At 66.1% G+C, this 22,876-nt stretch carries 18 protein-coding genes; 11 read left to right on the forward strand and 7 right to left on the reverse strand.

Features of this window, described 5'->3' with window-relative positions; genetic code table 11:
• The first annotated feature begins 11 nt into the window (after nucleotides 1–11).
• Both A5892_RS12110 and A5892_RS12115 read left to right on the forward strand, forming a co-directional pair.
• Nucleotides 12–1,922, forward strand: a complete 1,911-nt coding sequence (locus A5892_RS12110) for a sigma 54-interacting transcriptional regulator (protein WP_064123021.1) — start codon at nucleotides 12–14, stop codon at nucleotides 1,920–1,922.
• Nucleotides 1,923–2,235: 313 nt separating this feature from the next.
• Nucleotides 2,236–3,201, forward strand: coding sequence for a DNA-binding protein (locus tag A5892_RS12115; protein WP_064123022.1), 966 nt, complete (start codon nucleotides 2,236–2,238; stop codon nucleotides 3,199–3,201).
• 181 nt (nucleotides 3,202–3,382) lie between these two features.
• Here A5892_RS12115 and A5892_RS12120 read toward each other — a convergent pair whose 3' ends face one another.
• The 3 genes from A5892_RS12120 to nfuA all read right to left on the reverse strand — a co-directional run bounded on the left by A5892_RS12120 (nucleotide 3,383) and on the right by nfuA (nucleotide 6,921).
• Complete coding sequence (locus A5892_RS12120; protein WP_064123023.1) at nucleotides 3,383–4,726, reverse strand: DUF445 domain-containing protein; 1,344 nt, start codon at nucleotides 4,724–4,726, stop codon at nucleotides 3,383–3,385.
• A gap of 34 nt (nucleotides 4,727–4,760) precedes the next feature.
• Nucleotides 4,761–6,071, reverse strand: a complete 1,311-nt coding sequence (locus tag A5892_RS12125; protein ID WP_064123024.1) for an Nramp family divalent metal transporter — start codon at nucleotides 6,069–6,071, stop codon at nucleotides 4,761–4,763.
• 235 nt (nucleotides 6,072–6,306) lie between these two features.
• A complete protein-coding gene (gene nfuA / locus A5892_RS12130) occupies nucleotides 6,307–6,921 on the reverse strand; it encodes a Fe-S biogenesis protein NfuA (protein ID WP_064123025.1) in 615 nt (204 codons plus the stop codon).
• A gap of 325 nt (nucleotides 6,922–7,246) precedes the next feature.
• Here nfuA and metH point away from each other — a divergent pair, with 325 nt between their 5' ends.
• Together metH and rlmA are read left to right on the forward strand one after the other, a co-directional pair.
• Nucleotides 7,247–10,960: a methionine synthase gene (gene metH, locus A5892_RS12135; protein WP_064123026.1), complete on the forward strand. Its 3,714-nt coding sequence runs from the start codon at nucleotides 7,247–7,249 to the stop codon at nucleotides 10,958–10,960.
• A gap of 52 nt (nucleotides 10,961–11,012) precedes the next feature.
• Nucleotides 11,013–11,876, forward strand: a complete 864-nt coding sequence (rlmA, locus tag A5892_RS12140; RefSeq protein WP_223302650.1) for a 23S rRNA (guanine(745)-N(1))-methyltransferase — start codon at nucleotides 11,013–11,015, stop codon at nucleotides 11,874–11,876.
• Nucleotides 11,877–11,888: 12 nt separating this feature from the next.
• Here rlmA and smrA read toward each other — a convergent pair whose 3' ends face one another.
• A complete protein-coding gene (gene smrA / locus A5892_RS12145; RefSeq protein ID WP_150123535.1) occupies nucleotides 11,889–12,482 on the reverse strand; it encodes a DNA endonuclease SmrA in 594 nt (197 codons plus the stop codon).
• Nucleotides 12,479–13,795, reverse strand: a complete 1,317-nt coding sequence (locus A5892_RS12150) for a YihY family inner membrane protein (RefSeq protein WP_190295602.1) — start codon at nucleotides 13,793–13,795, stop codon at nucleotides 12,479–12,481. Before A5892_RS12150 ends, smrA begins: the two co-directional genes overlap by 4 nt.
• A 197-nt stretch (nucleotides 13,796–13,992) precedes the next feature.
• On the opposite strand from A5892_RS12150, the gene wrbA reads away from it, so the two are divergent.
• Together wrbA and pdxH are read left to right on the forward strand one after the other, a co-directional pair.
• Nucleotides 13,993–14,586, forward strand: coding sequence for an NAD(P)H:quinone oxidoreductase (gene wrbA, locus A5892_RS12155; RefSeq protein WP_064123027.1), 594 nt, complete (start codon nucleotides 13,993–13,995; stop codon nucleotides 14,584–14,586).
• Nucleotides 14,587–14,631: 45 nt separating this feature from the next.
• Nucleotides 14,632–15,276, forward strand: a complete 645-nt coding sequence (gene pdxH, locus A5892_RS12160) for a pyridoxamine 5'-phosphate oxidase (RefSeq protein WP_064123028.1) — start codon at nucleotides 14,632–14,634, stop codon at nucleotides 15,274–15,276.
• A gap of 32 nt (nucleotides 15,277–15,308) precedes the next feature.
• Here the strand turns inward: pdxH and A5892_RS12165 are convergent, their stop codons facing one another.
• Nucleotides 15,309–15,986 carry a dienelactone hydrolase family protein gene (locus A5892_RS12165; protein WP_064123029.1) on the reverse strand — a complete coding sequence of 226 codons (678 nt, stop codon included), beginning with the start codon at nucleotides 15,984–15,986 and terminating at the stop codon, nucleotides 15,309–15,311.
• Nucleotides 15,987–16,070: 84 nt separating this feature from the next.
• Nucleotides 16,071–18,932 carry a bifunctional acetate--CoA ligase family protein/GNAT family N-acetyltransferase gene (locus A5892_RS12170; RefSeq protein ID WP_223302651.1) on the reverse strand — a complete coding sequence of 954 codons (2,862 nt, stop codon included), beginning with the start codon at nucleotides 18,930–18,932 and terminating at the stop codon, nucleotides 16,071–16,073.
• A 151-nt stretch (nucleotides 18,933–19,083) separates the two neighbouring features.
• Between A5892_RS12170 and A5892_RS12175 the strand changes: the two genes are divergently transcribed.
• The 5 genes from A5892_RS12175 to A5892_RS12195 all read left to right on the forward strand — a co-directional run bounded on the left by A5892_RS12175 (nucleotide 19,084) and on the right by A5892_RS12195 (nucleotide 22,860).
• Nucleotides 19,084–20,046, forward strand: coding sequence for a histone deacetylase family protein (locus A5892_RS12175; RefSeq protein ID WP_064123030.1), 963 nt, complete (start codon nucleotides 19,084–19,086; stop codon nucleotides 20,044–20,046).
• Nucleotides 20,047–20,111: 65 nt separating this feature from the next.
• On the forward strand, nucleotides 20,112–20,747 hold the full coding sequence (locus A5892_RS12180; RefSeq protein ID WP_027349152.1) for a helix-turn-helix domain-containing protein: 636 nt from the start codon (nucleotides 20,112–20,114) through the stop codon (nucleotides 20,745–20,747).
• 70 nt (nucleotides 20,748–20,817) lie between these two features.
• Entirely contained in the window at nucleotides 20,818–21,135 is a 318-nt protein-coding gene (locus A5892_RS12185) for a DUF1244 domain-containing protein (RefSeq protein ID WP_064123031.1), read from the forward strand.
• Nucleotides 21,132–21,659: a molybdenum cofactor biosynthesis protein B gene (moaB, locus tag A5892_RS12190; RefSeq protein ID WP_082890436.1), complete on the forward strand. Its 528-nt coding sequence runs from the start codon at nucleotides 21,132–21,134 to the stop codon at nucleotides 21,657–21,659. Before A5892_RS12185 ends, moaB begins: the two co-directional genes overlap by 4 nt.
• Nucleotides 21,652–22,860, forward strand: coding sequence for a molybdopterin molybdotransferase MoeA (locus A5892_RS12195; RefSeq protein ID WP_064123032.1), 1,209 nt, complete (start codon nucleotides 21,652–21,654; stop codon nucleotides 22,858–22,860). Before moaB ends, A5892_RS12195 begins: the two co-directional genes overlap by 8 nt.
• Nucleotides 22,861–22,876: the final 16 nt, after the last annotated feature.

Consider the following 22,876-nt stretch of genomic DNA (forward strand, 5'->3'; position numbering starts at 1 on the left):
ATAATTCGTTAATCTACGACGATGAACGAGACGCATCCCTCCCCCCTCTAAGCAATGCCGAACTCGCCGAGTTCGCCTCGCTCGCCATGATCGTCGTCGATCCGACGATGGACCGGGTGCGCGGTGCCAACCCCGCGGCGGCGAAGCTGCTCGGCGTCGCCCCGGACACGATAGAGGGGCTGCGCTTCAGCCGCCTCCATCCCGGGCAGGTGCCGGCGCTGATCGTCTTCTCCGAGGCGGTGCTGACGCTTGGGCGCTACTGGACACGGACGCTGACCCCGCGCCACGGCGCCGGCAAGGAGCTGTGCGTCGAGTATCGTGGCGACCGGGTGCCCGGCCCGGATGGCCACGACCTGCTGCTGATCACGATGATCGATCTGCTCGAGCAGGAGCAGCATGCCAAGGACACCGAGGCGAACCGCTTCCTGACCAGCGGTATCGCCGAGTGGCTGCGTATCGACCGGATCTTTCGTGACATCGAACGCGAGAACCAGCTGATCCTCAAAGCGGCGGGAGAAGGCATCTATGGTGTCAACGCCGAAGGCAGGACCACCTTTCTCAATCCCGCCGCCGAGGCACTGCTCGGCTGGCCGGCGGAAGACCTCGTGGGCCGCGACATGCACACCAGCGTCCATCACCATCATGCCGATGGCCGGCACTACCACAATGGCGATTGCCCGATCTACGCGGCCTTTCGCGATGGCGCCGTGCATACCGTGGCGGATGAGGTGTTCTTCCGCCGCGACGGCTCGTCGTTCCCTGTCGAGTACACCTCCACGCCGATCCGCAATCGAGGGGTGATCGTCGGGGCGGTGATCGTCTTTCGTGACGTGACGCTGCGTCGCGAGGGAGAGGAGCGGCTGAGGAACGCGTTGATTGAAGTGGATCGCCTGCGTGAGCGCCTGGAACTGGAAAACGCCTATCTCCAGGAAGAGATCCGCAACGACATCGACCAGCGCGGTATCGTCGGCCAAAGCCCCGCCATCGACGCTATCTGCCAGCAGATCGAGTTGGTCGCCCCAAGTGACGCCAGCGTGCTGATCAGCGGCGAGTCCGGTACCGGCAAGGAGCTGATCGCGCGCGCCATCCATGATGCAAGCGCGCGCAGAGACCGCCCGATGATCCGGGTCAACTGCGCCGCGGTGCCGCGCGATCTGTTCGAGAGCGAGTTCTTCGGTCACGCCAAGGGCGCCTTCACCGGCGCGCTGCGCGATCGCATCGGCCGCTTCGAACTCGCCGATGGAGGAACGCTGTTCCTCGACGAGGTGGGCGAGATCCCCCTCGAGCTCCAGGGCAAGCTGCTGCGCGTGCTCCAGGAGGGCCAGGTGGAGCGCCTCGGCGAGGCGCGAACGCGCCAGGTCGACGTACGCATCATCGCCGCGACCAACCGTGAACTCACCCGCGAGGTACGCGAAGGACGCTTCAGGGAGGATCTCTACTTTCGCCTGAACGTCTTCCCGATCCATGCGGCTCCACTGCGCGAACGGCTGGAGGACGTACCGCTGCTGGTCGCCCACTTCCTGCAGAAACCCGGGCGCAAGGGATTCCTCGACGGGCTGAGCGTCCGCGCTGTCGATATGGCACGACTGCAGAACTACGACTGGCCGGGCAATATCCGCGAATTGCAAAACGTGATCGAGCGAGCGGTGATCCTCGCCCGCGATGGCAAGCTGACGATCGACCTGCCCAATGGACGGGCGATCCAGACTCCCCCGCCGACAGCACCGCCGCGCCCAACCGAGATAAGGCGCGAAAGCGATCGCCGCGCCGCTGAACGTGCCGACATCGAAGCGGCGCTGCGCGCGGCGAATGGCAAGGTCGCAGGACCGGGCGGCGCCGCCGAGCTGCTCGGGGTGAAGCCGACCACCCTCTCCTCGCGGATCAAGACTCTGGCACTGAAACCGTGGAAGTATCGGCCCTAGGCCGTGGATGAAGGCCGTCCGCGCTCGCGAACGCGGCGCTGAAAGCCAGCTCGTACGCGAGTCCGAGGACACGAAACCCGGCCTCCCCGCCCACCGACTCCCGGTACGCGATGAACAATCAAGATAAGAAGGGTAATCTTGAATTTTAAGCCAAAACGTAATGTAAATTTAATAATACGTATTATGCGTAATGGTGACTGAGCATATAGGACTGAGGTAGACTTGATCGAGCGCAGCGTCTCCGGACCTAACTTGCTCCACCCCGCTCGCGCCGCCCCTCCCCGAAGGCATGCAGCAACGGAGATCCACCGACATGGCCCGCATCGGCATCCAGTACGAAGACGTACAGCGAGCGATCGAGACCCTGATCCAGCGAGGAGACGCGCCCAGCGTGCAGCGTATCCGCGATGTGCTCGGCACCGGCAGCTTCACCACCATCAGCGACCATCTGCGCGAATGGCGCAGCCGTCGTGAGGAAAATCGCGATACGCCGCTGCCCCAGGGCATCCCCGAGCGCCTGCAGGACGCGCTGATGGGACTGTGGCAACAAGCCCAGGAAGAGGCCTATGAAGGACTCTCCTTCTATCGTCGCCAAGCCGATGAAGGCGTCAGCGAAGCCAAGGCACAGGCCGAGCAGGCGCAGCGCTATGCCGAGGACACCCAGCAGAGGCTTGCTGCGCTGGGCGAACGACTCGACGCCACCCTCGCCCGGCTCGAGGAGAAGACCTCGGGGCTTGCTCGTACCGAAAGCGAGCTGCACCAGACCCGCGCACTGCTGGAAGAACGCGACCAGCGATTGCAGATGCGCGATACCCAGATCGCCTCGCTGAGCGAGGAGCGCGACCGGCTGGAACGGGAGCACCACCAGGCCGTGGAAGGACTCGAACTCGCCCACCGCAAACGACTCAGCCAGGAAGAAGCCCGCCACGAAACAGCCGAGAGCCGGCTGATGCAACTGCTCGACGCCGCACGGCATGAAAAGGCCGAGCAGGAGAAACAGAGCCGCCGGCGCATGGAGCAGTTGGAAGAAAGAATCAGTCGGCTCAGCACCCAGATCGAAGAACAGCGCCGCGGGCTGCAGGAAGAAGAGCGCAAGCACCGTGACCTGATGCTACACGCCCAGCAGACCGATCAGCTGCTCAACGAAAGCCGTGCACACAATGACCGCCTCGCCCGCGACCTGAGCGAACGTGACAAAGAGCTGGCGCGGGTGAGAACCGAACTACGAGTGTTGCAGGAACGTGCCGCCCGGGCACCGATTCCTCCATTCATCTACTGAGCCCTGCTCTCTTCGCTGACGCACGCACTGCCGCGATTCACTCCGGGCCATTCCGCCTAACCTGCGGGATGGCCCGGAGCGACGAATGTCCGACTGACTGTCAAAGGTCGTGTTTGCGTCGGGATAGATGCCACCGAGGCTCGGGCGCTATTTCTTACTTTTACAAGATAACGGTATAAATTCAATTGCCGAATAGCGCTCTCGTCACTGCGATCAGCAATGCCACGCCGCCTCCCACCACAGCACCGTTGACTCGAATCCACTGTAGGTCGGGCCCGACCTTCTCCTCGATGGTACCGACCAAGCGCTGGGTAGGCATTCGAGCCTCCGAGAGCGATTCACGCACGATGGCGCCAATGAACCCCGGATGATCATCGATCAGCTCGCCGCACCAGCGGCGCAGCCGCGCATCGAAGCGTGCCCTGCCGCTCGGCTCGACCAACTGGCGATCGATCAGTCGGTCGATGCCGCGATCGATATAGCGATTGAGCTGCGAGCCGTCGCTTGCGACTTTTTCCGCCAGCCAGCGCTGGAAAAAAGCCAACCAGCTGCGTGCCCCGCCCTGGCCGACGAACGCCTCGAACAGCGTTTGCTTGCCACGCTCGAGCGCTTGCGCCAGCTTGTGCTCCCCTGGGCGTCCGAGCCTGGCGGCGGTCAGGCGCAGCTGGGCACGCATTCGCAGTCGCAACGGATGACACGGATCGGCCTCCACTTCGACCAACTGCTCACGCGCGGCGCGCAGGATCTGGTCGAGCAGACGTTCGATCTTGTCCCGGTCGTCATCGCCCTGGAGGAACCGCTTGCCCAGCCATACCTTGACCCGCTGCCAGCGCCCCTCCTCCGACAGCGCTTCGAGCTGTTCGAGCAGCATGTCACGCAGCAGGGCGAACAGCTGGGGATCCACCAGCAGCCGATCGAGCAGCCCAAGCGCGCCTTGCCACAGCTGCTCTTCGAGTCGCCGGTCGCTGGCCAACCGACGCAGCAGCGGAGCGAGCTGCTCACGCACGTCGATGCGCTCGACGAGCCGGGCGAGCAGTTCATCGGCCAATGCCTCCACCCGCGGGTCGCCGAGTCGCGCAACCCATTTGACGCATTGGCCACGGGTGAAGCGGCGAAGCGCTTCGCGCCCTTCGCCATGGCGCAACCGCTGGCTGATCAGGTCGGCGAAGGAGAGCTGGGACAAGCGTTCGCGCAGCGCCGCGGGCGAAAGCCACTCCCGCTCGACCATATCGACGATGCCACGGGAAAGCGCCGCACGGCGCTTGGCGATCAGATTGGTATGACGGGAAAGCAGCGGGATCGGTACCCGGCGAAACAGCGCGGTGACCGCGAACCAGTCGGCGACGCTGCCGACCAGTGCCCCTTCGAAGGTGGTGACCAGTATCTGCGCCGCGGTGGATGGCAACCAACCCTGTGCCAGGGTCAGCTCCGCCGCGGCGAAGCCACCGGCGGCAAACCCCAGGGCGACGCCACCGCGGTGGCGCGACAGCCAGCCGCGCGACGAACCTGCGCGCGATGCATCCATGCGGAACTCCAGACTAAGGAGGGAGAGCGAGACGCTACAGCAGCACGAAGGTATCGAACAACAATTTGAGATTGAGCGCCACGATCAAAAGCGCAATCGCCCATGCCAGCACCTTGGTCGACGCCTTGATCGCGAACTCGCCCATGCTTTCGCGCCGCGAGACGAACAGCACCAGCGGGATCACTGCGAAAGGCAGCTGCATCGACAGCACCACCTGGCTCAGGATCAAAAGCCTGCCGACGCCCTGCTCGCCGTATACCGCGACCACGTAGAGCACCGGCAGCACCGCGATCCCACGGGTGATCAGCCGGCGCAGCCAGGGCGCGAGGCGCAAGCGAAGGAACCCCTCCATCACCACCTGCCCCGCCAAGGTGGCAGTGACGGTGGAGTTGATCCCCGAGGCGAGCAGCGCGACGCCGAACAGCGTGGCCGCCGCCCCCACACCGAGCAAGGGTGCGAGCAGCTGGTAGGCGTCTTCGATCTCGACCACCTCCTGGCCCGCACCGTGGAATACCGCGGCGGCGAGGACCAGGATGCCGGCATTGACGAACAGCGCCAGACTCAACGCCAGGGTGCTGTCCCAGGTGGCGAAACGTAACGCTTCGCGTCGACCTTCGACGGTGCGCGGATAGTCCCGGGTCTGCACCAACGCCGAATGCAGGTAGAGATTGTGCGGCATCACCGTCGCCCCGATGATGCCGATCGCGATGTAGAGCATCGCCGGATTGGTGACGATCTCGGCATCGGGCACGAAAAAGCCGCCGACGATTCCTCCGATCGAGGGCGTAGCGAGCACCAGCTCGACCACGAAGCAGCCGAAGATGGTGGCCAGCAGCGTGATCACGAACGCCTCCAACCAGCGAAAGCCTTGGCGTATCAAGGCCAGCAGCAGCAGCGTATCGAGAATGGTGATCACCGCGCCCCAGGCGATCGGGATACCGAACAGCAGCTTGATCGCCACCGCGGTGCCGATCACTTCGGCCAAGTCACAGGCGATGATCGCCAGTTCGCACAGCCCCCACAGCGCCAGGTTGACAGGTTTCGAGCAGTGCTCGCGACAGCTCTGCGCAAGGTCACGATCGGTCGCGATACCGAGCCGCGCGCACAGCGCCTGCAGCAGTACCGCCATCAGGTTGGAAAGCAGGATCACGCAGAGTAGCGAATAGCCGAAACGGGATCCCCCCTCGAGCGAAGTCGCCCAGTTGCCGGGATCCATGTAGCCGACCGAGACCATCGCGCCGGGCCCGGTGAAGGCCAGCAAGCGGCGCGCCCAACCGGCGCCGCGCGGCACGCCGACGCTGCCCCGGCGGATATCGCTATTTTCGTTGGTGACCCTTCGCAGCATCCCGCCCCTCACTTTCGTCCCAAGCTGATTTTTAACTTAGCCAATCCTAGCTTCTATTTACCCAGGTTAAAAGATGACACCGACATCTCAGTCGATGCGGGACGAAGGAATACAACGCCGATGCGGCCCTACGTACGCGGGCCGGCAAAACGACGCCCGCAGTTTTCATCCCGCCCACGAAAAAGACCCGCGACCTGGGGGTCACGGGCCTTCAAGGCGGCTCAACGAGCGCGGATCAGTAAAAGGCGTTGGTGGTGTCGCTGTGGTCGGTGACGTCGCGAATCCCGCGCAGGTCCGGTACACGCTCGAGCAGGGTGCGCTCCACCCCTTCCTTGAGGGTCAGATCCACCGCGGCGCAGCCCTGGCAGCCGCCGCCGAACTGCAGCACGGCTACGCTCTCGCCGGTGATCTCGATCAAGCGGATCTCACCGCCGTGGGAGGCAAGGCCTGGATTGATTTCGCTGTAGAGAACGTAGTTGATCTGGTCTTCCAACGGACTCGAGGCATTGACCTTGGGCATCTTGGCGTTCGGCGCCTTGATCGTCAGCTGCCCACCCATGCGGTCGGCGTTGAAATCGACCACCGCATCCTCGAGAAACGGCTCGCTGTGCGCCTCGATCAACAGCACGAACTTCTCCAGCGGCAGGCGCAGATCGGTAGGCTCCTCCTCGCCGGGACGACAGTAGGCGAGGCAGGTTTCGGCATAGGGCGTGCCGGGCTGGGTGATGAACACGCGCACGCCGATCCCTTCGACGCCCTGTTTCTCGAGCAGCTCGGCGAGATAGTCCTGCGCACTGGCGGTAATCTGAAGGCCGGCACCCTCGATCACGCTCTCTTCGGTATGTTGCATGTCGAACTCTCTGCACTATATGCGGTGACGTTACGAGATGACGTATGGTGTCCATGGTACGCGATCGGCTCGTCGCGGTAAAACCAGAGCGATATTGTCAAGTATGGCGCGCGGGCGTACAGCATGACCGCGGTTCATCCAGCAGCGGAGAAAGATTCATTTCCCTAACGCTTACGCATCCGCGATCCTATACGGCTATTCGCCCGGACCAGGTCGTGCTGGGCCGATGGTGTGGTTTTCGCTACCATCCGGCATCGTCACGACCATCGCCATGACGCTCAGTCACGCCTCCCACCAGCTTGCAGCAGCAGAGAATGCCGTTCCCATGACCCGATCCCCGATCAGCCGCGAGACGACCCTCGCCGAACTCCAAAGCGCACTGCGACAGCGCATCCTGATCCTCGATGGCGGCATGGGCACGATGATCCAGCAGGAGCGTCTCGAAGAGGCGGATTTCCGCGGCGAGCGCTTCGAGCAGTGGCCGAGCGAGGTCAAGGGCAACAACGACCTGCTGGTGTTGACCCAGAGCGCGTTGATCAAATCGCTGCACCGTGCCTATCTCGACGCCGGTGCCGATATCGTCGAGACCAACACCTTCAACAGCACCAGGCTGTCGCAGTCCGACTACGGCATGGAAGTGCTGGTCCCCGAACTCAACCGCGAGGCCGCGCGGATCGCCCGCGAGGCCTGCGACGAAGTCGCCCTGGCCACCGGGGTGCCGCGCTTCGTCGCTGGCGTCCTCGGCCCGACCAGCCGTACCGCCTCGCTTTCCCCCGACGTCAACGATCCGGCCAAACGCAACGTCACCTTCGACCAGCTGCGCGAGAACTACTTCGAGGCGGCCGAGGCGCTGATCGAGGGTGGCTGCGATCTGATCCTGGTCGAGACGATCTTCGATACCCTGAATGCCAAGGCGGCGCTGTTCGCCCTCGACGAGCTGTTCGAGGCGCGCGGCGAAAGGCTGCCGGTGATGATCTCGGGCACTATCACCGACGCCTCCGGGCGCACCCTCTCCGGCCAGACCACCGAGGCGTTCTGGAACTCGGTACGCCACGCCAGGCCGCTGACCATCGGGCTCAACTGCGCGCTCGGCGCCGCCGATCTGCGCCCCTACCTGGAAGAGCTGGCGACCAAGGCCGATACCTTCGTCTCCGCGCACCCCAATGCGGGGCTGCCCAACGAGTTCGGCGAGTACGACCAGAGCGCCGAGGAGATGGCGGCGATCGTGCGCGAGTTCGGTGAAAGCGGGCTGCTAAACGTGATCGGCGGCTGCTGTGGCTCGACGCCGGAGCACATCGCTGCGATCGCCGCGGCGATGCAGGGCCTGGCCCCTCGCGCAGTGCCCGAGATCGCGCCCGCCTGCCGGCTCTCGGGCCTCGAGCCGTTCAACATCGACGCGGACTCGCTGTTCGTCAACGTCGGCGAGCGCACCAACGTCACCGGTTCCGCGCGATTCAAGCGGCTGATCAAGGAAGAAGACTTCACCACCGCGCTCGAGGTCGCGCTCGAGCAGGTGGAGAGCGGCGCCCAGGTGATCGACGTCAACATGGACGAAGGCATGCTCGACTCCCAGGCGGCGATGGTGCAGTTTCTCAACCTGATCGCCTCGGAGCCGGACATCTGCCGGGTGCCGGTGATGATCGACTCCTCCAAGTGGGAGATCATCGAGGCCGGGCTCAAGTGCGTGCAGGGCAAGGCGGTGGTCAACTCGATCTCGCTCAAGGAGGGCGAAGAGGCGTTTCGCCACCACGCCACGCTTTGCCGGCGCTTCGGGGCTGCGATCGTGGTGATGGCCTTCGACGAAGAGGGCCAGGCCGATACCTTCGCGCGCAAGACCGATATCTGCGCCCGCGCTTACCGCATCCTGGTCGAGGAGATCGGCTTTCCCGCCGAGGACATCATCTTCGACCCCAACATCTTCGCCATCGCCACAGGGATCGAAGAGCACGACAACTACGCGGTCGACTTCATCCAGGCGACCCAGTGGATTCGCGATCACCTGCCCCACGCGATGATTTCCGGCGGCGTCTCCAACGTGTCGTTTTCGTTTCGCGGCAACAACCCGGTGCGCGAGGCGATCCACTCGGTGTTCCTCTATCACGCAATCAAGGCCGGGCTGAGCATGGGGATCGTCAATGCCGGCCAGCTCGCGGTCTATGACGACCTGCCCACCGAACTGCGCGAAGCGGTCGAGGACGTGGTGCTCAACCTTCGCCGGGATGGCACCGAACGACTGCTCGAGATCGCCGAGCGCTATCGCGGCGACGGCTCGGGCGGCGCCAAGAAAGAAGACCTGGAGTGGCGCTCCCTGCCGGTCGGAAAACGCATCGAGCATGCGCTGGTCAAGGGCATCACCGTCTTCATCGAGGAGGACACCGAGCTCGCCCGCCAGGAAGCCAGCCGGCCGATCGAGGTGATCGAGGGGCCACTGATGGATGGCATGAACGTGGTCGGCGACCTGTTCGGCGCCGGCAAGATGTTCCTGCCCCAGGTGGTCAAGTCCGCCCGGGTGATGAAGCAGGCGGTGGCCTACCTGATCCCCTACATCGAAGCCGAAAAGAGCGGCGATGCGCAGACCAAGGGCAAGGTGGTGATGGCGACGGTCAAGGGCGATGTCCATGACATCGGCAAGAACATCGTCGGCGTGGTGCTGCAGTGCAACAACTACGAGGTCATCGATCTCGGCGTGATGGTCCCAGCGGAGAGGATCCTCACCACCGCCCGCGAGGTGGGTGCCGACATCATCGGCCTCTCCGGGCTGATCACCCCTTCGCTGGACGAGATGGTCCACGTCGCCAAGGAGATGCAGCGCCAGGGCTTCGAGCTGCCGCTGCTGATCGGTGGCGCGACCACCTCCAAGGCGCACACTGCGGTGAAGATAGAGCCCAACTATGCCTCTCCAGTGGTCTACGTCACCGACGCCTCGCGCGCGGTGGGCGTCGCAAGCCGGCTGCTCTCCCCCACGCTCAAGCCGGCCTACGTCGCCGAGATCCGTGAAGAGTACGAGCGGGTGAGGGAGCGCAACGCCAAGCGTCGGCCGAAGGCCGCCGACCTGAGCTACGCCCAGGCCCGCGCCCACAAGCCCAAGCTGGACTGGGCCGGCTACCAGCCGCCCCGCCCTGGCTTCATCGGGCTTAAGAGCTTCGACGACTACGACCTCAACGAACTGGTCGAGCGGATCGACTGGACCCCGTTCTTCATGAGCTGGCAGCTGGTCGGCAAGTATCCGAAGATCTTCGACGACGAAGTGGTCGGCGAGGCGGCGCGCACGCTGTTCGCTGACGCGCAGAAGATGCTCGCCACGCTGATCGATGAGCGCCACATCCAGGCCCGCGGCGTGATCGGCTTCTGGCCGGCGGCGACGGTGGACGATGACGTGATCGAGGTCTATGCCGACGAGTCGCGTCGCGAGGTGATCCAACGGCTCAACCATATTCGCCAGCAGAGCGCCAAGGGCCCCGGCGGCGTCTGCCTCAGCCTGGCCGACTTCATCGCACCCAAGCAGAGCGGCCGGGACGACTGGATCGGCGGTTTCGCGGTCACCACCGGCCACGGCTGCGACGAGCTCGCCAAGCGCTACGAAGCCGCGGGCGACGACTACAACTCGATCATGGTCAAAGCCCTCGCCGACCGCCTCGCCGAGGCCTTCGCCGAAAGGATGCACGAGCGGGTACGCAAGGAGTTCTGGGGTTACGCTCGGGACGAGGCGCTCGACAACGATGCGCTGATCAACGAGAAGTACCGTGGCATCCGTCCGGCGCCCGGCTATCCGGCCTGCCCCGACCATACCGAGAAGGCGACCCTGTTCACTTTGCTCGAGGCCACCGAGCGCAGCGGGCTCGAGCTGACCGAGAGCTTCGCGATGTGGCCTGCCGCCGCGGTCTCCGGCTGGTACTTCGCCCATCCCGAGTCGCGCTACTTCTCCACCGGCAAGATCGGCAAGGACCAAGTGCAGGCGCTCGCCACCCGCAAAGGCATGTCGCTCGAGACCATGGAGCGCTGGCTCTCGCCGGTGCTCTCCTACAACCCCGACGAATGAGCCGTCCCGCCGCCTTTCCACCCACCCGACGGGCACCGGTGGCAAGGCGGGCATGTCGCGTACAATCAGCGTTCCGTTCACCAGCCGACGTTTCCCGATGCCCTATCGCTGTCCCCTCTGCTTCGAACCGCTGCACGCCGAAGCCACCGGCCTGCGCTGCGCCAATCGCCATCACTTCGATCGTGCCCGCGAAGGTTACGTCCACCTGCTGCCAGTCCAGCGCAAGCACTCCAAGGCCCCCGGGGACGATGCATCGATGATCCAGGCTCGCCGCCGTTTTCTCGACGCAGGCCACTTCGCTGCCCTGCGTGAGGAACTCAGTGCCCGGCTGCTCGCCCGGCAGCCCGGGCGGATGCTGGACATCGGCTGTGGAGAGGGCCACTACACCGGCGCTTTCGCCGAGGCATTGGCGCAGACACCAGCGAATCCACCCAAGATAACGGTATATGGGATGGACATCAGCAAGCCCGCGGTGCGCCTGGCGGCCAAGCGCCATCGCAGCGCCGCCTTCTGCGTCGCCTCGATCCGCGAGCTGCCCTATCTCGACTCAAGCTTCGACCTGGTCAGCCGAATCTACGCACCGAGCGAGCCGAGCGAACTCCACCGCGTGATTCGTCCCGGCGGTGAGCTGCTGATCGTCACGCCCGGCAAGCGCCACCTGCATTCGCTGCGTGAGTTGCTCTACGCACAGGTCCAGGAGCACGACGAGGAAGATCCGCCACCGCCCGGATTCGCGCTGACCGACAGCGCGAAGATCGGCCATCGGATGACGCTCGACGGCGCGCAGGCGCTCGACCTGCTGCGTATGACTCCTTTCGCCTGGCGTGCCGATGAGTCGTTGCGCCAGCAAATCGCAAAAAGGTCGCGCTTTGACTGCGAGGCCGAGTTCCTGATACGCCACTACCGAAGGCTTTGAAACCGGCCCCGGTCAGCCACGGCGCTGCTGATGACGCTCGCGGTTGAGCTGGCGCGCACGCTCGGACTTGCGCAGCACCACGTAGCACGCACCCAGTCCACCATGGCGCGCCTGGGCGGAGCAGTAGGCCTGAACCTCGTCGAACTGGGCCAGCCACTTGGCCACGTAGGAGCGCAATACGTTGGCCGGGGACGCATCCTCCCTGCCCCGCCCGTGAACGATCAGCAGCGAGCGCAGCTGGTGGCTGTGCGCATCGCGAATGAAAGCGAACAGCTCGCGACGGCACTGCTCGAGGGCGCGTCGCTGCAAATGCAGCTGGGCCTCGATCGCATAGCGTCCATGGCTGAGTTTGTCGAACAGCCCGCTTTGGATCCCATCGCGGCGAAAGGCGAGCGGTTGGTCATGGGGCAGCAGCTCGACGAACTCATCGCTGAGGAAGTTGGTCTCCTGGCCGCTTGCCTCAGCGTTGGCCCGGCGGGCCAGCTGCGCCTCGCTCGGACTACGGCGCGCCGCTCGGCTATCGGCCTTGGCTGCACGCCTGACCAGAGGTGTCACATCGGCCATTTCACGTTCGAACAGCCGACGATCGCAATCTTCGAATGTCAATGGTCCGTCTCCTGCGCTGGAGAATGGGCGATCTGGCGTATCGAATCGGGCATCTCGGGCGCACTCTGCGCCGGCTCGAACAGCGTAGCGACAGGCGTATCCAACTGCGCCCGGCTCTGCTCACGGTAGGCCAGCAGCTTTTCGTTCAGTCTTTCTGCGCCGAAGGACGGCAGCAGCTCGCTCGGCGCCGCCTCCAGCGGCAGCGGCCAGGGCAGCTCTTCGATCACCCGCCACAGCGGCAGCGTTTCGAGCGACTGCGCGAGCACCCAGCGCGCCCCTTCCATCTCGGCGATCCAGCCCCGCTCGACCATCGGCGACATCAGGCTGCGATAGCCGCCACCGATCCGTCTGACCAACACCTTGCTGCTGACCGACTCGCCCTTGCGGTGCGCCTCGTGCAGCCAGGCGAGCACCGCCAGCGCCTGCCACAGCGGTGCGAATCGGCGCCACTCCCCGCGCTGGGTCTCGGCAAGCCATGCGATGAACTCAGCGCCGAGCAGGATGATCAGCCAGGAGGTGTAGATCCAGAGCAAGAACAGCGGCACCGCGGCAAAGGCGCCGTAGATCAGCTGGTAGGACGGAAAGTTGGCGACATAGAGACCGAAGCCGAACTTGGCCAGTTCGATCAACAGCGCCGTGAGCACCGCACCGGCAGCGGCGTGATGAAGCCGCACCCGGTAGTTCGGAATCACCATGTAGATGAACAGGAAGGCAAGGAAGCTGAGCAGCGGCGACAGCAACGACAGCAGCATGTCGTTGCTGACGCCTGCGACCGCATCGCTGAACAGCCGCAGCGACGCCACATAGGAAGAGATGACGAAGGCCGCACCGATCAGCAGCGGCCCCAGGGTCAGCACCGCCCAGTACATCAAAAAGCTCGACACCCCGCTGCGAGAGCTGCCCACCTGCCAGATGTCGTTGAAGGCCTGCTCGATGGTGACCATCATCATCACCGCAGTGATGAACAGGAACCCGAGGCCGACGAAGGTCAGGTTGCGCGCCTGGCTTGAGAAGTTGTTCAACTGTTCGAGCACCACCTGCCCGGTGGCCGGCACGAACTGTTGGAACAGGTAGCCCTGGACCTGCTCGCCCACCCCCTGGAACTCAGGCACCGCGGCCAGCATGCTGTAGAGCACGGTACTCAGCGGCACCACCGCGAAGAGTGTGGTGTAGGTCAGCGACGCGGCGGTCTTGAAGCCGCTGTGGCGCATGAAGCGCGAATAGAGCTGCGCCACCGCCTCGCCCAGCCGACGCTGGTCTTGGCCACGCGCAAGCGGCAGCGCCGCCAATCGATGAAGCCAGTTCAGTCGCATGTTCGAGCCCCGCGAGCGATGAGTCCATGCCGGCGTCGGATCGACGACGCCGGCACGAAGCGCGAGCAAGCCGCGCGTTGCCATGATCGAAGCCTATCATAGGCTTGCGACGACACGTTCGCGGCCACCGTGCGGGCCGCTATAATGCCAGCTCACCCAAGGCGGCGAGCCGCAGCCAATCGATCCAAGGAAGCGAGATGCAACCCTACGTGCTGGTGCTCTACTACTCACGCTCCGGTGCCACCCGCCAGCTCGCCGAGGCGCTGGCCACCGGCGTCGAGGAGAATCGCGGCATCGAAGCTCGACTGCGCACCGTGGCACCAGTCTCCAAGGTCTGCGAAAGCGTAGCACCGGAAATCCCCGCCGAGGGGCCGCCGTACGCAACCCTTGACGAGCTGCGAGACTGCGCAGGGCTTGCGATCGGCAGCCCCACCCGCTTCGGCAACATGGCCGCCCCGCTCAAGCACTTCATCGATGAAACCTCGGCGCTGTGGCTCAACGGTGCGCTGATCGACAAACCCGCTACCGCCTTCACTTCCACCGCCAGCATGCACGGTGGCCAGGAGGCGACGCTTCTGAGCATGCTGATACCGCTTTTGCACCACGGCATGGTCTACGCCGGCATCCCCTATAGCGAGGTTGAGCTGCTCGATACCGACGCGGGCGGCACACCCTATGGCGCAAGCCACCTGGCGGGAGCCGACGGCACGCGAGCGCTCACCGACAAGGAACTCAAGCTCGCCCGGCGCCAAGGCAACCGGCTGGGCCGCCTCGCGCTCGCCCTGCGCTGAGCGCGCTGTGTTTGGAATTCAGATCCGCCAGAGGAGCCACACACCATGAATCGTGATATCTCCGACGTCAGGCACGAGTACTCGGGCCATGGCATCGACCCCGACAATACGCCGGGCACCCCCTTCCCGCTCTTTTCGGAGTGGCTGCGCGCCGCCCTGGAGGTGGATCCCGAGGATGCCAACGCAATGACGCTCGCCACCGTCGACGCCGAAGGCACGCCTCATGCCCGTATCGTGCTGCTCAAAGGGTTCGATGAAAGCGGCATGGTCTTCTACACCAACTACCAAAGCCACAAGGGCAGCGAGCTCGATCATGCGCCGAAGGCCGCGCTGGTGTTCTGGTGGCCCAAGCTCTCCCGCCAGGTGCGCATAGAGGGCGCGGTCGAGCGCGTCGAGGCCGAGCTGTCCGATCAGTACTTCGCCTCCCGCCCGCGGGACAGCCAGCTCGGCGCCTGGGTCTCCCAGCAAAGCGTCGAGATTCCCGATCGCCGCTGGCTGGAGGAGCGCTGGAATCGCTTCGCCCAGGCCTATCGCGACCAGCCGGTGGAGCGCCCGCCCCACTGGGGTGGGCTGCGCCTGGTACCGGAGCTGATCGAATTCTGGCAAGGCCAGGGCAATCGCCTCCACGACCGCGTGCGCTACCATCGCCAGGCCAACGGTGACTGGCGCCGAGTCCGCCTGGCTCCCTGAACCGCTGCCCTAGGGCAGCGGCCCGGCGCGAGTCATCCGAGTTCGCGGGCGAAGAACGCCAGCGTGCGCTGCTTGGCCAGCGCAGCGGAAGGGGCGTCGAAGCTGGCGCGCTGGTCGCAGTTGAAGCCGTGCCCGGCGGGATAGATCTGCACCGCCACCTCGGGGTGTCGTTTGGCGACCTCCTCGACACCCTGGAGCGGGATGTGGTCATCGAACTCACCGAAGTGGAGCAGCACCGGCACGCGCGGCAGTTCGTCGACATCGTCGGGGATCCTGCCACCGTAGTAGCCGACCGCGGCGGCCAGGCCGCTCAGGCGGCTCGCGGCAAGCCAAGCGATGCTGCCGCCGAAGCAGTAGCCGACCACGCCGACCTTGGTACCACTCTCGGCCGCGGCATAGTCGATCGCCGCCTGGGTATCGGCCAGGGAGAGATCGAAGCGCAGCTTGCCGAGCAGCTCCCTCGCGCGAACCATGTCCTCTCCTTCATAGCCAAGCTCGACGCCCGGCTCGATACGGTCGAACAGCGCCGGCGCCACCGCGAGATAGCCTTTTGCGGCGAAGCCGTCGGCCACCGAGCGAATGTGGGAATTGACCCCGAAAATCTCCTGCACCACTACCAGCGCTCCCTTGGGAGCACCATCGGGACGGGCCACGTAGGCGCTCAGGGTGGCGCCGTCGCGGGCGGTGAGGGTGATGCTCTCGCTATCCATCTTGCTGCTCCTTTGGTTTTCATCAGTGACTGGGATTCGCATGCGCTGATGCCCGAGGGCAGCGAGCGACCCGCTACGCGGTTTTCAGCCCGGCGAAGTCTCCAGGCGCAGCCGCTGCCAAGCGTCCTCGGGCGGATTGAGCGACAGCCGGGCGATGATCACCTGTTCTTCCATATCGAGCCGCAGCGAAAAACCGAGCCGCTCCAGCAGCCCCCGCATCGCCATGTTGTCGGCCATCACCCGACCGTGCATCTCGAGCACCCCGGTATCGCGGGCATAGTCGATCGCCTTCTCCATCAGCCGGCGGCCGATGCCCCCACGCTGCAGGTCGTCGCGGACGATCACCGAGAATTCGGTGCGCAGGTTGTCGCTGTCGGTATTCAACCGCACCACGCCGAGCATCTCGCCGCTGCCGTCTTCCGCCTGGCTCACCTCCTGGTCATCGTCCAGCCGCGGCTGCTCGTGGCGCTCGAGCACGAAGGCCATTTCACGGTCGTAGTCGATCGCCGCCAGCTGGGCCAGCTCCTTGCGGCTCAGCACCGCCTTGTGCTGGAAGTAGCGAAAGCGAATGCTCTGCGGGCTGAGCCGCGCGTGGAACCGCTCGATCAGCGCCGCGTCCTCGGCGCGCACCGGGCGCAGCACCACACGGTTGCCATCCTCCAGCGCCAGGGTCTCGCGCAGCCCCTCCGGATAAGGGCGGATCGCTTGACGCACCGGCTCGCCAAAATCGAGCGCGTAGTCGATCGCGACCAGTTCGTCCTGCTCGAGTACCAGCGGGTTGATCTCGAGACCGCGCATGTTAGGCAGATCGGCACACATCTGCGACAGCGTCACCAGCAGCCGGCAGAGTCGTTGGATCGACTCCTCGAGACGCCCCTGGCGCCCCTCGAGGCGCTCGACCATCAGTTGGTAGACCTGGCTGCGTTCGATCAACTGGGCGGCCAGCGCCATGTTCAAAGGCGGCAGCGCGACCTGGCGGTCACGCAGTACATCGGTGCGATAGCCGCCGAGGCCGAACACGATCACCGGGCCGAACACCGCATCCTGGGTGATCCCGGTGCAGATCGATAGCGAACGGCGGCCGCGTCGCATCGGCTGGAGGCAAAAACTGTAGAGTTCGCTGGCGGGATGACACTCCGCGACCCGTTCGCGCAACCGCTCGATCGCATCGAACATCGCCTGGGGCGTGGCGACGTCCTGGATCAGGCTGAGGTGCTGGGGGGCCAGGCCGCGGGTATCGAGATGATCACGCTCTCGAAACGGCAGGCAGTGCTCGGCGTGCACCGCCTTGACCGCCAGTGCGCCGAACGCACGCCGGGCGACTTCCATCCCCTCCTGCGCGCTCTGCACGTATTCGCTCTGGGCGATGCCGATGCCATAGGCGTTGAGCACCTGCCCGGTCTCTTCGTGAGTCAGGCTCTCGCGCCCTCGCGTCCGGGCGCGCTCGATCAACGCCTGGGCCCGGGCGCGGAGAGAAGACGAAGTGGCGAAGCCCGCCAGCGCCGGCGTCTCCCACAGCTGCGCTTGCGCCTGTCGATGGGCCTCGAGGCGCAGGAAAGCACGCACCGCGCGCTCGGGGGTCGAGAAGCTGGCGAGATTGGCGCGCGCGAAGCGCTGCTGGATCTCCTCGGCATCGTCGTGGCCCATCCAGGCGGCGAGCACCGGCCGCGACGCACCGGCCGCGGCCTCGATCAGCGCCTCGGCGCTCTCCACCGACCCAGCCAGGCGGGTCGGCGCATGCAGCACCAGCAGCGCATCGACCCCGGGGTCGGCCAACAGTAGCCGAGTCGCCGTGGCGAAGGCCTCGGGCCGGGCCGCACCGCCGAGATCGAGCGGCACCGTCGGCCAGCCCTCGGCGAGCAGCCCCGCCTCGATCAGCGCCCGCTGGGTCAGTTCACTGGGTTCGGCCATCACGCCGCCGCCCAGCACCAGCGCATCGGCGGCGAGCAGCGAGGGCGCCAGGCCGTTGCCGACGATCATCAGGCGAGGACCGCGATAGCCGCGGCCGATCCGGGTGAGCACTTCGAGGCTGTCGTAGATGTCGTCCAGCGCCTCGATTCGCACCGTACCGGCGCGCCTGAGCGCCGCATCGAGAATCATCGCCCGGTGGGGAATCCCCGGCGTCGGTGCCACCCCGAGGCGCTCGGACACGCTGCTGCGGCTGCCGCCGATCGCCAGCACCAGCCGGCGCTTGGAGGCTTCGCGCAGCGCAGTGACGAAATGGCGCGCATCGGTGATCCGCTCGATATGCAAAAGGATCGCCTGTGCCCGCGTGCGCTGGCTGACGAAGTCGAGCATGTCGGAGAGCCGCACGTCGACGCTGTCGCCCAGGGTGATCAGGTGGGAGAGACCGATGCCGCGACCCCGGGACCAGGCATTGATCGCGGCTCCCAGCATCCCCGACTGGCCGAGGTAGGCGAGCCGGCCGCGCAGCGGCGCCTCGGCGGCGAAGGTAGCGTTGAGCCGCGCCTCGGGAACCGCCACACCCAGGCAGTCGGGGCCGATCACCCGGATGCCCAGGCGCAGGGCGATCTCCGAGAGCCGTTCGCGCACCCCTGCGAGATCGCTGCGCTCGACGTCGCCGGCATCGTCATCGCGCAGCAGTATCACCGCGCGCACGCCGTGGTGACCGAGCGCCTCGAGCAGCGCGGGAGTGCGCCCGATCGGCACGCAGGCCACCGCGAGCTCGATCTCGTCGGAGACCGCGGCAAGCTCGGTCAGCATCGTCACGCCGCTCGCGTCCACGCGTCCCGGACGCACATCGAGGGCATAGAGGATGCCCGGGAAGCCGCCCTCGAGGAGGTTGTCGAGCACCACTGAAGCGAGCCCATCATCGTTCGTACTTCCCACCAGTAGCAGCGAGGCGGGAGAAAAGAAGCGGCGCAGGAAGCGTGTACCGAGAGAGGGACGAGACGCACTGATCAAGGGGCGGGACGGACTGGCCAAGAGACACCTCTTCGAACCGGGCGATGGCGCTCGGCCATCTGGAGGACACCGCGCGCGTGGTGACATCCCCTAGTCTATAGCGCAACATGGAGTCACGCACGATCGCATGCGCGACACCCGGCCGCGACGCCCATCCAGACAGGACAAGCGGATGATCACCGCCCTCATCAGCCACCCCGCCTTCCACCATCACAATGACCAGCACCCGGAGAATCCGCTGCGTCTCAAGGCGCTGGAAACCCGGCTCGCCGCCCGTGGACTCAATCGCCAGCTGCATCAGTTCGATGCCCGCCCGGCCACCGACGAGCAGCTTCTCGCGGTGCACGCCGAGCACTACCTCGCCCGTCTCCAGCGCTTGGCGAACCGAGCGGACGCCGAGCATCGCGCGCTGGAAGCCGCCCCCGACACGCCGATCGACGCCGCCCGCCTCACCGCCGCCCGCCTCGCCGCGGGCGGCGTCGCGCGCGCGGTCGACCTGGTGATGCGCGAGCAGTGCGACAACGCCTTCTGCGCGATACGCCCACCGGGTCATCATGCCGAGCGCGACAGCGCGATGGGCTTTTGCCTCTACAACAACGTAGCGGTTGGCATCGCCCAGGCCCGTCTTCGCTACGGCGTCGAGCGCATCGCACTGATCGATTTCGATCTGCACCAGTGCAACGGCAGTATCGACATCTTCGCCGACGATCCGGGTGTGCTGATCTGCTCGAGCTTCCAGCGCGACCTGTTCCCCTGGCGCTACCAACGCGAAGCGCCGGCCAATGTGGTCAATGCGGCCCTCGCCCCCGGTGAGGGCGCGGAGCGCCTGCGCGAACTGATCGATCACGACTGGCTCCCCCGGCTCGAGGCCCACCGTCCCCAGCTGGTTTTCCTCTCCGCCGGCTTCGACGCCCATCGAGAGGATCCGCTCGGCGAGCTGTGTTTCGAGGACGCCGACTTCGTCGAGCTGACCCATTTCGCCCTCGGGGTCGCCGAGCGCCACGCGCAGCGTCGGCTGGTCTCGGTGCTGGAAGGCGGCTACGCGCCCAAGACACTGTCGCGATGCGTAGCACTCCACCTCGACGCGCTCGCGGGCCTCGGCGTGCGCGAAACGCCGAGCGAGCTGCCGGGCTGAGCCGCTGTTCGGCCACGCTGTGCTAGGATGGCCGAATCACAGCTCCCCGACGCGACCGTTCACCGATGACCGACTCCCTCGACCAGGACGCCGCCCTGCGCATCGCCGCCGGACGCAAGCCCTTCATCGAACCGCTGCGCCTTGGCGAACGCCTGAAGGCCTTCCGGCTGGCGCGCCAATGGACCCTCGAAGAGGTCAGCCAGCGCACCGGGCTTGCTCGCTCGACGCTGTCGAAGATCGAGAACGACCAGACCTCGCCGACCTTCGCAGTGGTGCAGAAGCTCGCCAACGGCCTGGGCCTCGACCTGCCACAGCTGCTCAAGCGCCCGGGCGGGGTACAGCGCACCGCCGGGCGCCGCGACCTGACCCGGCGCAACGAAGGCAAGCCCCACCCTACCCCGACCTACGAGCATGAACTGCTCTCCTGGCAGCTCGCGCACAAACGAATGGTGCCGTTCAAGACCATCGTCCATGCGCGTAGCATCGATGACTTCTCCGATTGGGTGCGCCACGGGGGCGAGGAGTTCTTGATGGTGCTGGAAGGGTCGATCCTGCTCTACAGCGAGTTCTACGAGCCGCTGCGCCTCGATGCCGGCGACAGCCTCTACTTCGACAGCGACATGGGGCATGCCAAGGTATCGATCAGCGAGCAGGACGCGGTGGTGCTGTCGGTCTGCACCTATATCGAAGACGCGCTCTGATTCAGTCTACCGGCTCATCGTGGAGATCATCCCCGTCAGCCCTCTCAATCCTTCGCCGAGGAGAACCGAGATGCAAGGCATCGACACCGCCACCCGCACTGAGCTCGAGGCCAGCGCCTTTCGCCGCCTGCTCGCCCATCTGGACGAGCACAAGGAAGTCCAGAACATCGAACTGATGATCCTCGCCGACTTCTGCCGCAACTGCCTGTCGAAATGGCTGGTCGAGGCGGCCCGGCAAAAGGGCCTGGAGCTCGACTACGAAACCGCTCGCGAACATGTCTACGGCATGCCCTACGACGAGTGGAAGAACCAATTCCAGGCACCCGCCACCGCGTCGCAGCTCGCGGCGCTGGCCGCGCGCCAGGCCGCCAAGGAGCAGCAGCAGTGAGCGCGGAGATCGCCTTCACCGCACTGTCGGTCGCGGTACTGACGATTTCCGACAGCCGTGACGAACACACCGACGGCTCGGGTCGGACCCTGGTCGAGCGGCTCGAGTCCGCCGGCCATCGCCTCCACACCAAGCGCATCGTGCCCGACGACAAGTACCTGATTCGCGCCGAGGTCGCGGCCTGGATCGCCGACCCGGCGGTGCAGGTGGTACTGACCACCGGCGGCACTGGCTTCACCGGCAGGGACTCCACCCCCGAAGCCGTCGGCGTGCTGTTCGACAGCCACATCGACGGCTTCGGCGAACTGTTCCGTCAGCTCTCCTACGCCGAGATCGGCAGCTCGACGATCCAGAGCCGGGCGCTGGCCGGCTTCGCCAATGCCACCGTGGTGTTCTGCCTGCCCGGCTCGACCGGCGCCTGCCGCACCGCCTGGGATCGTATCCTGCTCGAGCAGCTCGACTGCCGTCACCGCCCGTGCAACTTCGCCAGTCTCGTTCTGCACGGAAACCACGGCCATGGCTGAGTTGCACACCCTGGCGCAGGCCCTCGAGACCCTGCTCGAGGGTGTCTCGCCGGTCGAGCGTGAAACCGTCGCCCTCGAGTCGGCCTGCGGCCGCGTGCTCGCCGAGCCGATCGTGGCGCTGCGCGATGCCCCGCCTTTCGATGCCAGCGCGATGGATGGCTATGCCCTGCGCGCGGCCGACGCCGGGCGCCGGCTGCCGGTCGCCCAGCGCATCGCCGCGGGTGCCGCCCCAGCGCCCCTCGCCCCCGGCAGCTGCGCGCGGATCTTCACCGGCGCGCCGCTGCCACCCGGTGCCGACTGCGTGGTGATGCAAGAGCAGGTGAAGGTGGCCGATGGATCGGCCGAGATACCGGCGGGCCTGGAGACGGGCGCCAACGTTCGCCGCCGCGGCCGCGAGCTCGCCGCGGGCGAAACCCTGCTCCAGGCGGGTCATTGGCTCGACGCCGCCGCGGTCGGGATGATCGCCTCCCAGGGCCATGCCCGGGTCGCGGTGCGCCGCCGCCCCAGGGTCGCGCTGCTGGCCACCGGAGACGAGTTGACCGCCCCCGGCGAGCCGCTCGCGCAGGGGCGAATCTACGACTCCAATCGCTACATGCTCGGCGCCCTGCTGCCACGCTTCGGCTTCGAGGTGATCCATAGCCAGCGGGTCGCCGACCGGTTCGAGGCCACCGCCGATGCGCTCGGTGCTGCGGCGCAGCACACCGATGTGGTGGTCACCAGTGGCGGGGTCTCGGTCGGTGAGGAGGACCACGTGCGCGCCGCGGTCGAGAGCCGTGGCCGGCTGAGCCTTTGGCGCCTCGACATCCGCCCCGGCAAACCGCTGGCGCTGGGGCGGCTGCCGCGCGAGGCTGGGGGCGAGGCTTGCTTCGTCGGTCTGGCCGGTAACCCGGTGTCGAGCTTCGTCGGCGCCTGGCTGTTCCTGCGCCCGCTCGCCGCCGCCTTGCTCGGCGCCCCCGCCCTCGCCGCCCTGCCCCGGCTGCGTGCGTGCGCGCAGTTCAGCGAACGCACCAGCGGGCGCTGGCACTACATGCGGGTGAAGCTCGACCACCAGCGCCAGGACGGCGTCGCCTGCGCCTTCTCCTACCCCGACCAGGACTCGTCGCTGCTGCGCTCATGCATCGATGCCGATGCCCTGGCGGTGATCCCGCCCAATGCCGAGATCCATCCCGGCGCGATGATCGACTGCCTGCTGCTGCGCTAGGGCGTGGTAGCACGCT

The organism is Halotalea alkalilenta (assembly GCF_001648175.1).
Lineage (GTDB): Bacteria > Pseudomonadota > Gammaproteobacteria > Pseudomonadales > Halomonadaceae > Halotalea > Halotalea alkalilenta_A.

Excerpts from the sequence above, each read along its gene's own strand:
- A5892_RS12175 (WP_064123030.1), top strand. The coding sequence starts at position 19,084 with ATGATCACCGCCCTCATCAGCCACCCCGCCTTCCACCATCACAATGAC.
- nfuA (WP_064123025.1), bottom strand. The coding sequence starts at position 6,921 with ATGCAACATACCGAAGAGAGCGTGATCGAGGGTGCCGGCCTTCAGATT.
- rlmA (WP_223302650.1), top strand. The coding sequence starts at position 11,013 with ATGTCGCGTACAATCAGCGTTCCGTTCACCAGCCGACGTTTCCCGATG.
- wrbA (WP_064123027.1), top strand. The coding sequence starts at position 13,993 with ATGCAACCCTACGTGCTGGTGCTCTACTACTCACGCTCCGGTGCCACC.
- A5892_RS12120 (WP_064123023.1), bottom strand. The coding sequence starts at position 4,726 with ATGGATGCATCGCGCGCAGGTTCGTCGCGCGGCTGGCTGTCGCGCCAC.
- metH (WP_064123026.1), top strand. The coding sequence starts at position 7,247 with ATGACCCGATCCCCGATCAGCCGCGAGACGACCCTCGCCGAACTCCAA.
- A5892_RS12150 (WP_190295602.1), bottom strand. The coding sequence starts at position 13,795 with ATGCGACTGAACTGGCTTCATCGATTGGCGGCGCTGCCGCTTGCGCGT.
- A5892_RS12195 (WP_064123032.1), top strand. The coding sequence starts at position 21,652 with ATGGCTGAGTTGCACACCCTGGCGCAGGCCCTCGAGACCCTGCTCGAG.
- A5892_RS12115 (WP_064123022.1), top strand. The coding sequence starts at position 2,236 with ATGGCCCGCATCGGCATCCAGTACGAAGACGTACAGCGAGCGATCGAG.
- A5892_RS12125 (WP_064123024.1), bottom strand. The coding sequence starts at position 6,071 with ATGCTGCGAAGGGTCACCAACGAAAATAGCGATATCCGCCGGGGCAGC.
- A5892_RS12180 (WP_027349152.1), top strand. The coding sequence starts at position 20,112 with ATGACCGACTCCCTCGACCAGGACGCCGCCCTGCGCATCGCCGCCGGA.
- pdxH (WP_064123028.1), top strand. The coding sequence starts at position 14,632 with ATGAATCGTGATATCTCCGACGTCAGGCACGAGTACTCGGGCCATGGC.
- A5892_RS12165 (WP_064123029.1), bottom strand. The coding sequence starts at position 15,986 with ATGGATAGCGAGAGCATCACCCTCACCGCCCGCGACGGCGCCACCCTG.
- A5892_RS12185 (WP_064123031.1), top strand. The coding sequence starts at position 20,818 with ATGCAAGGCATCGACACCGCCACCCGCACTGAGCTCGAGGCCAGCGCC.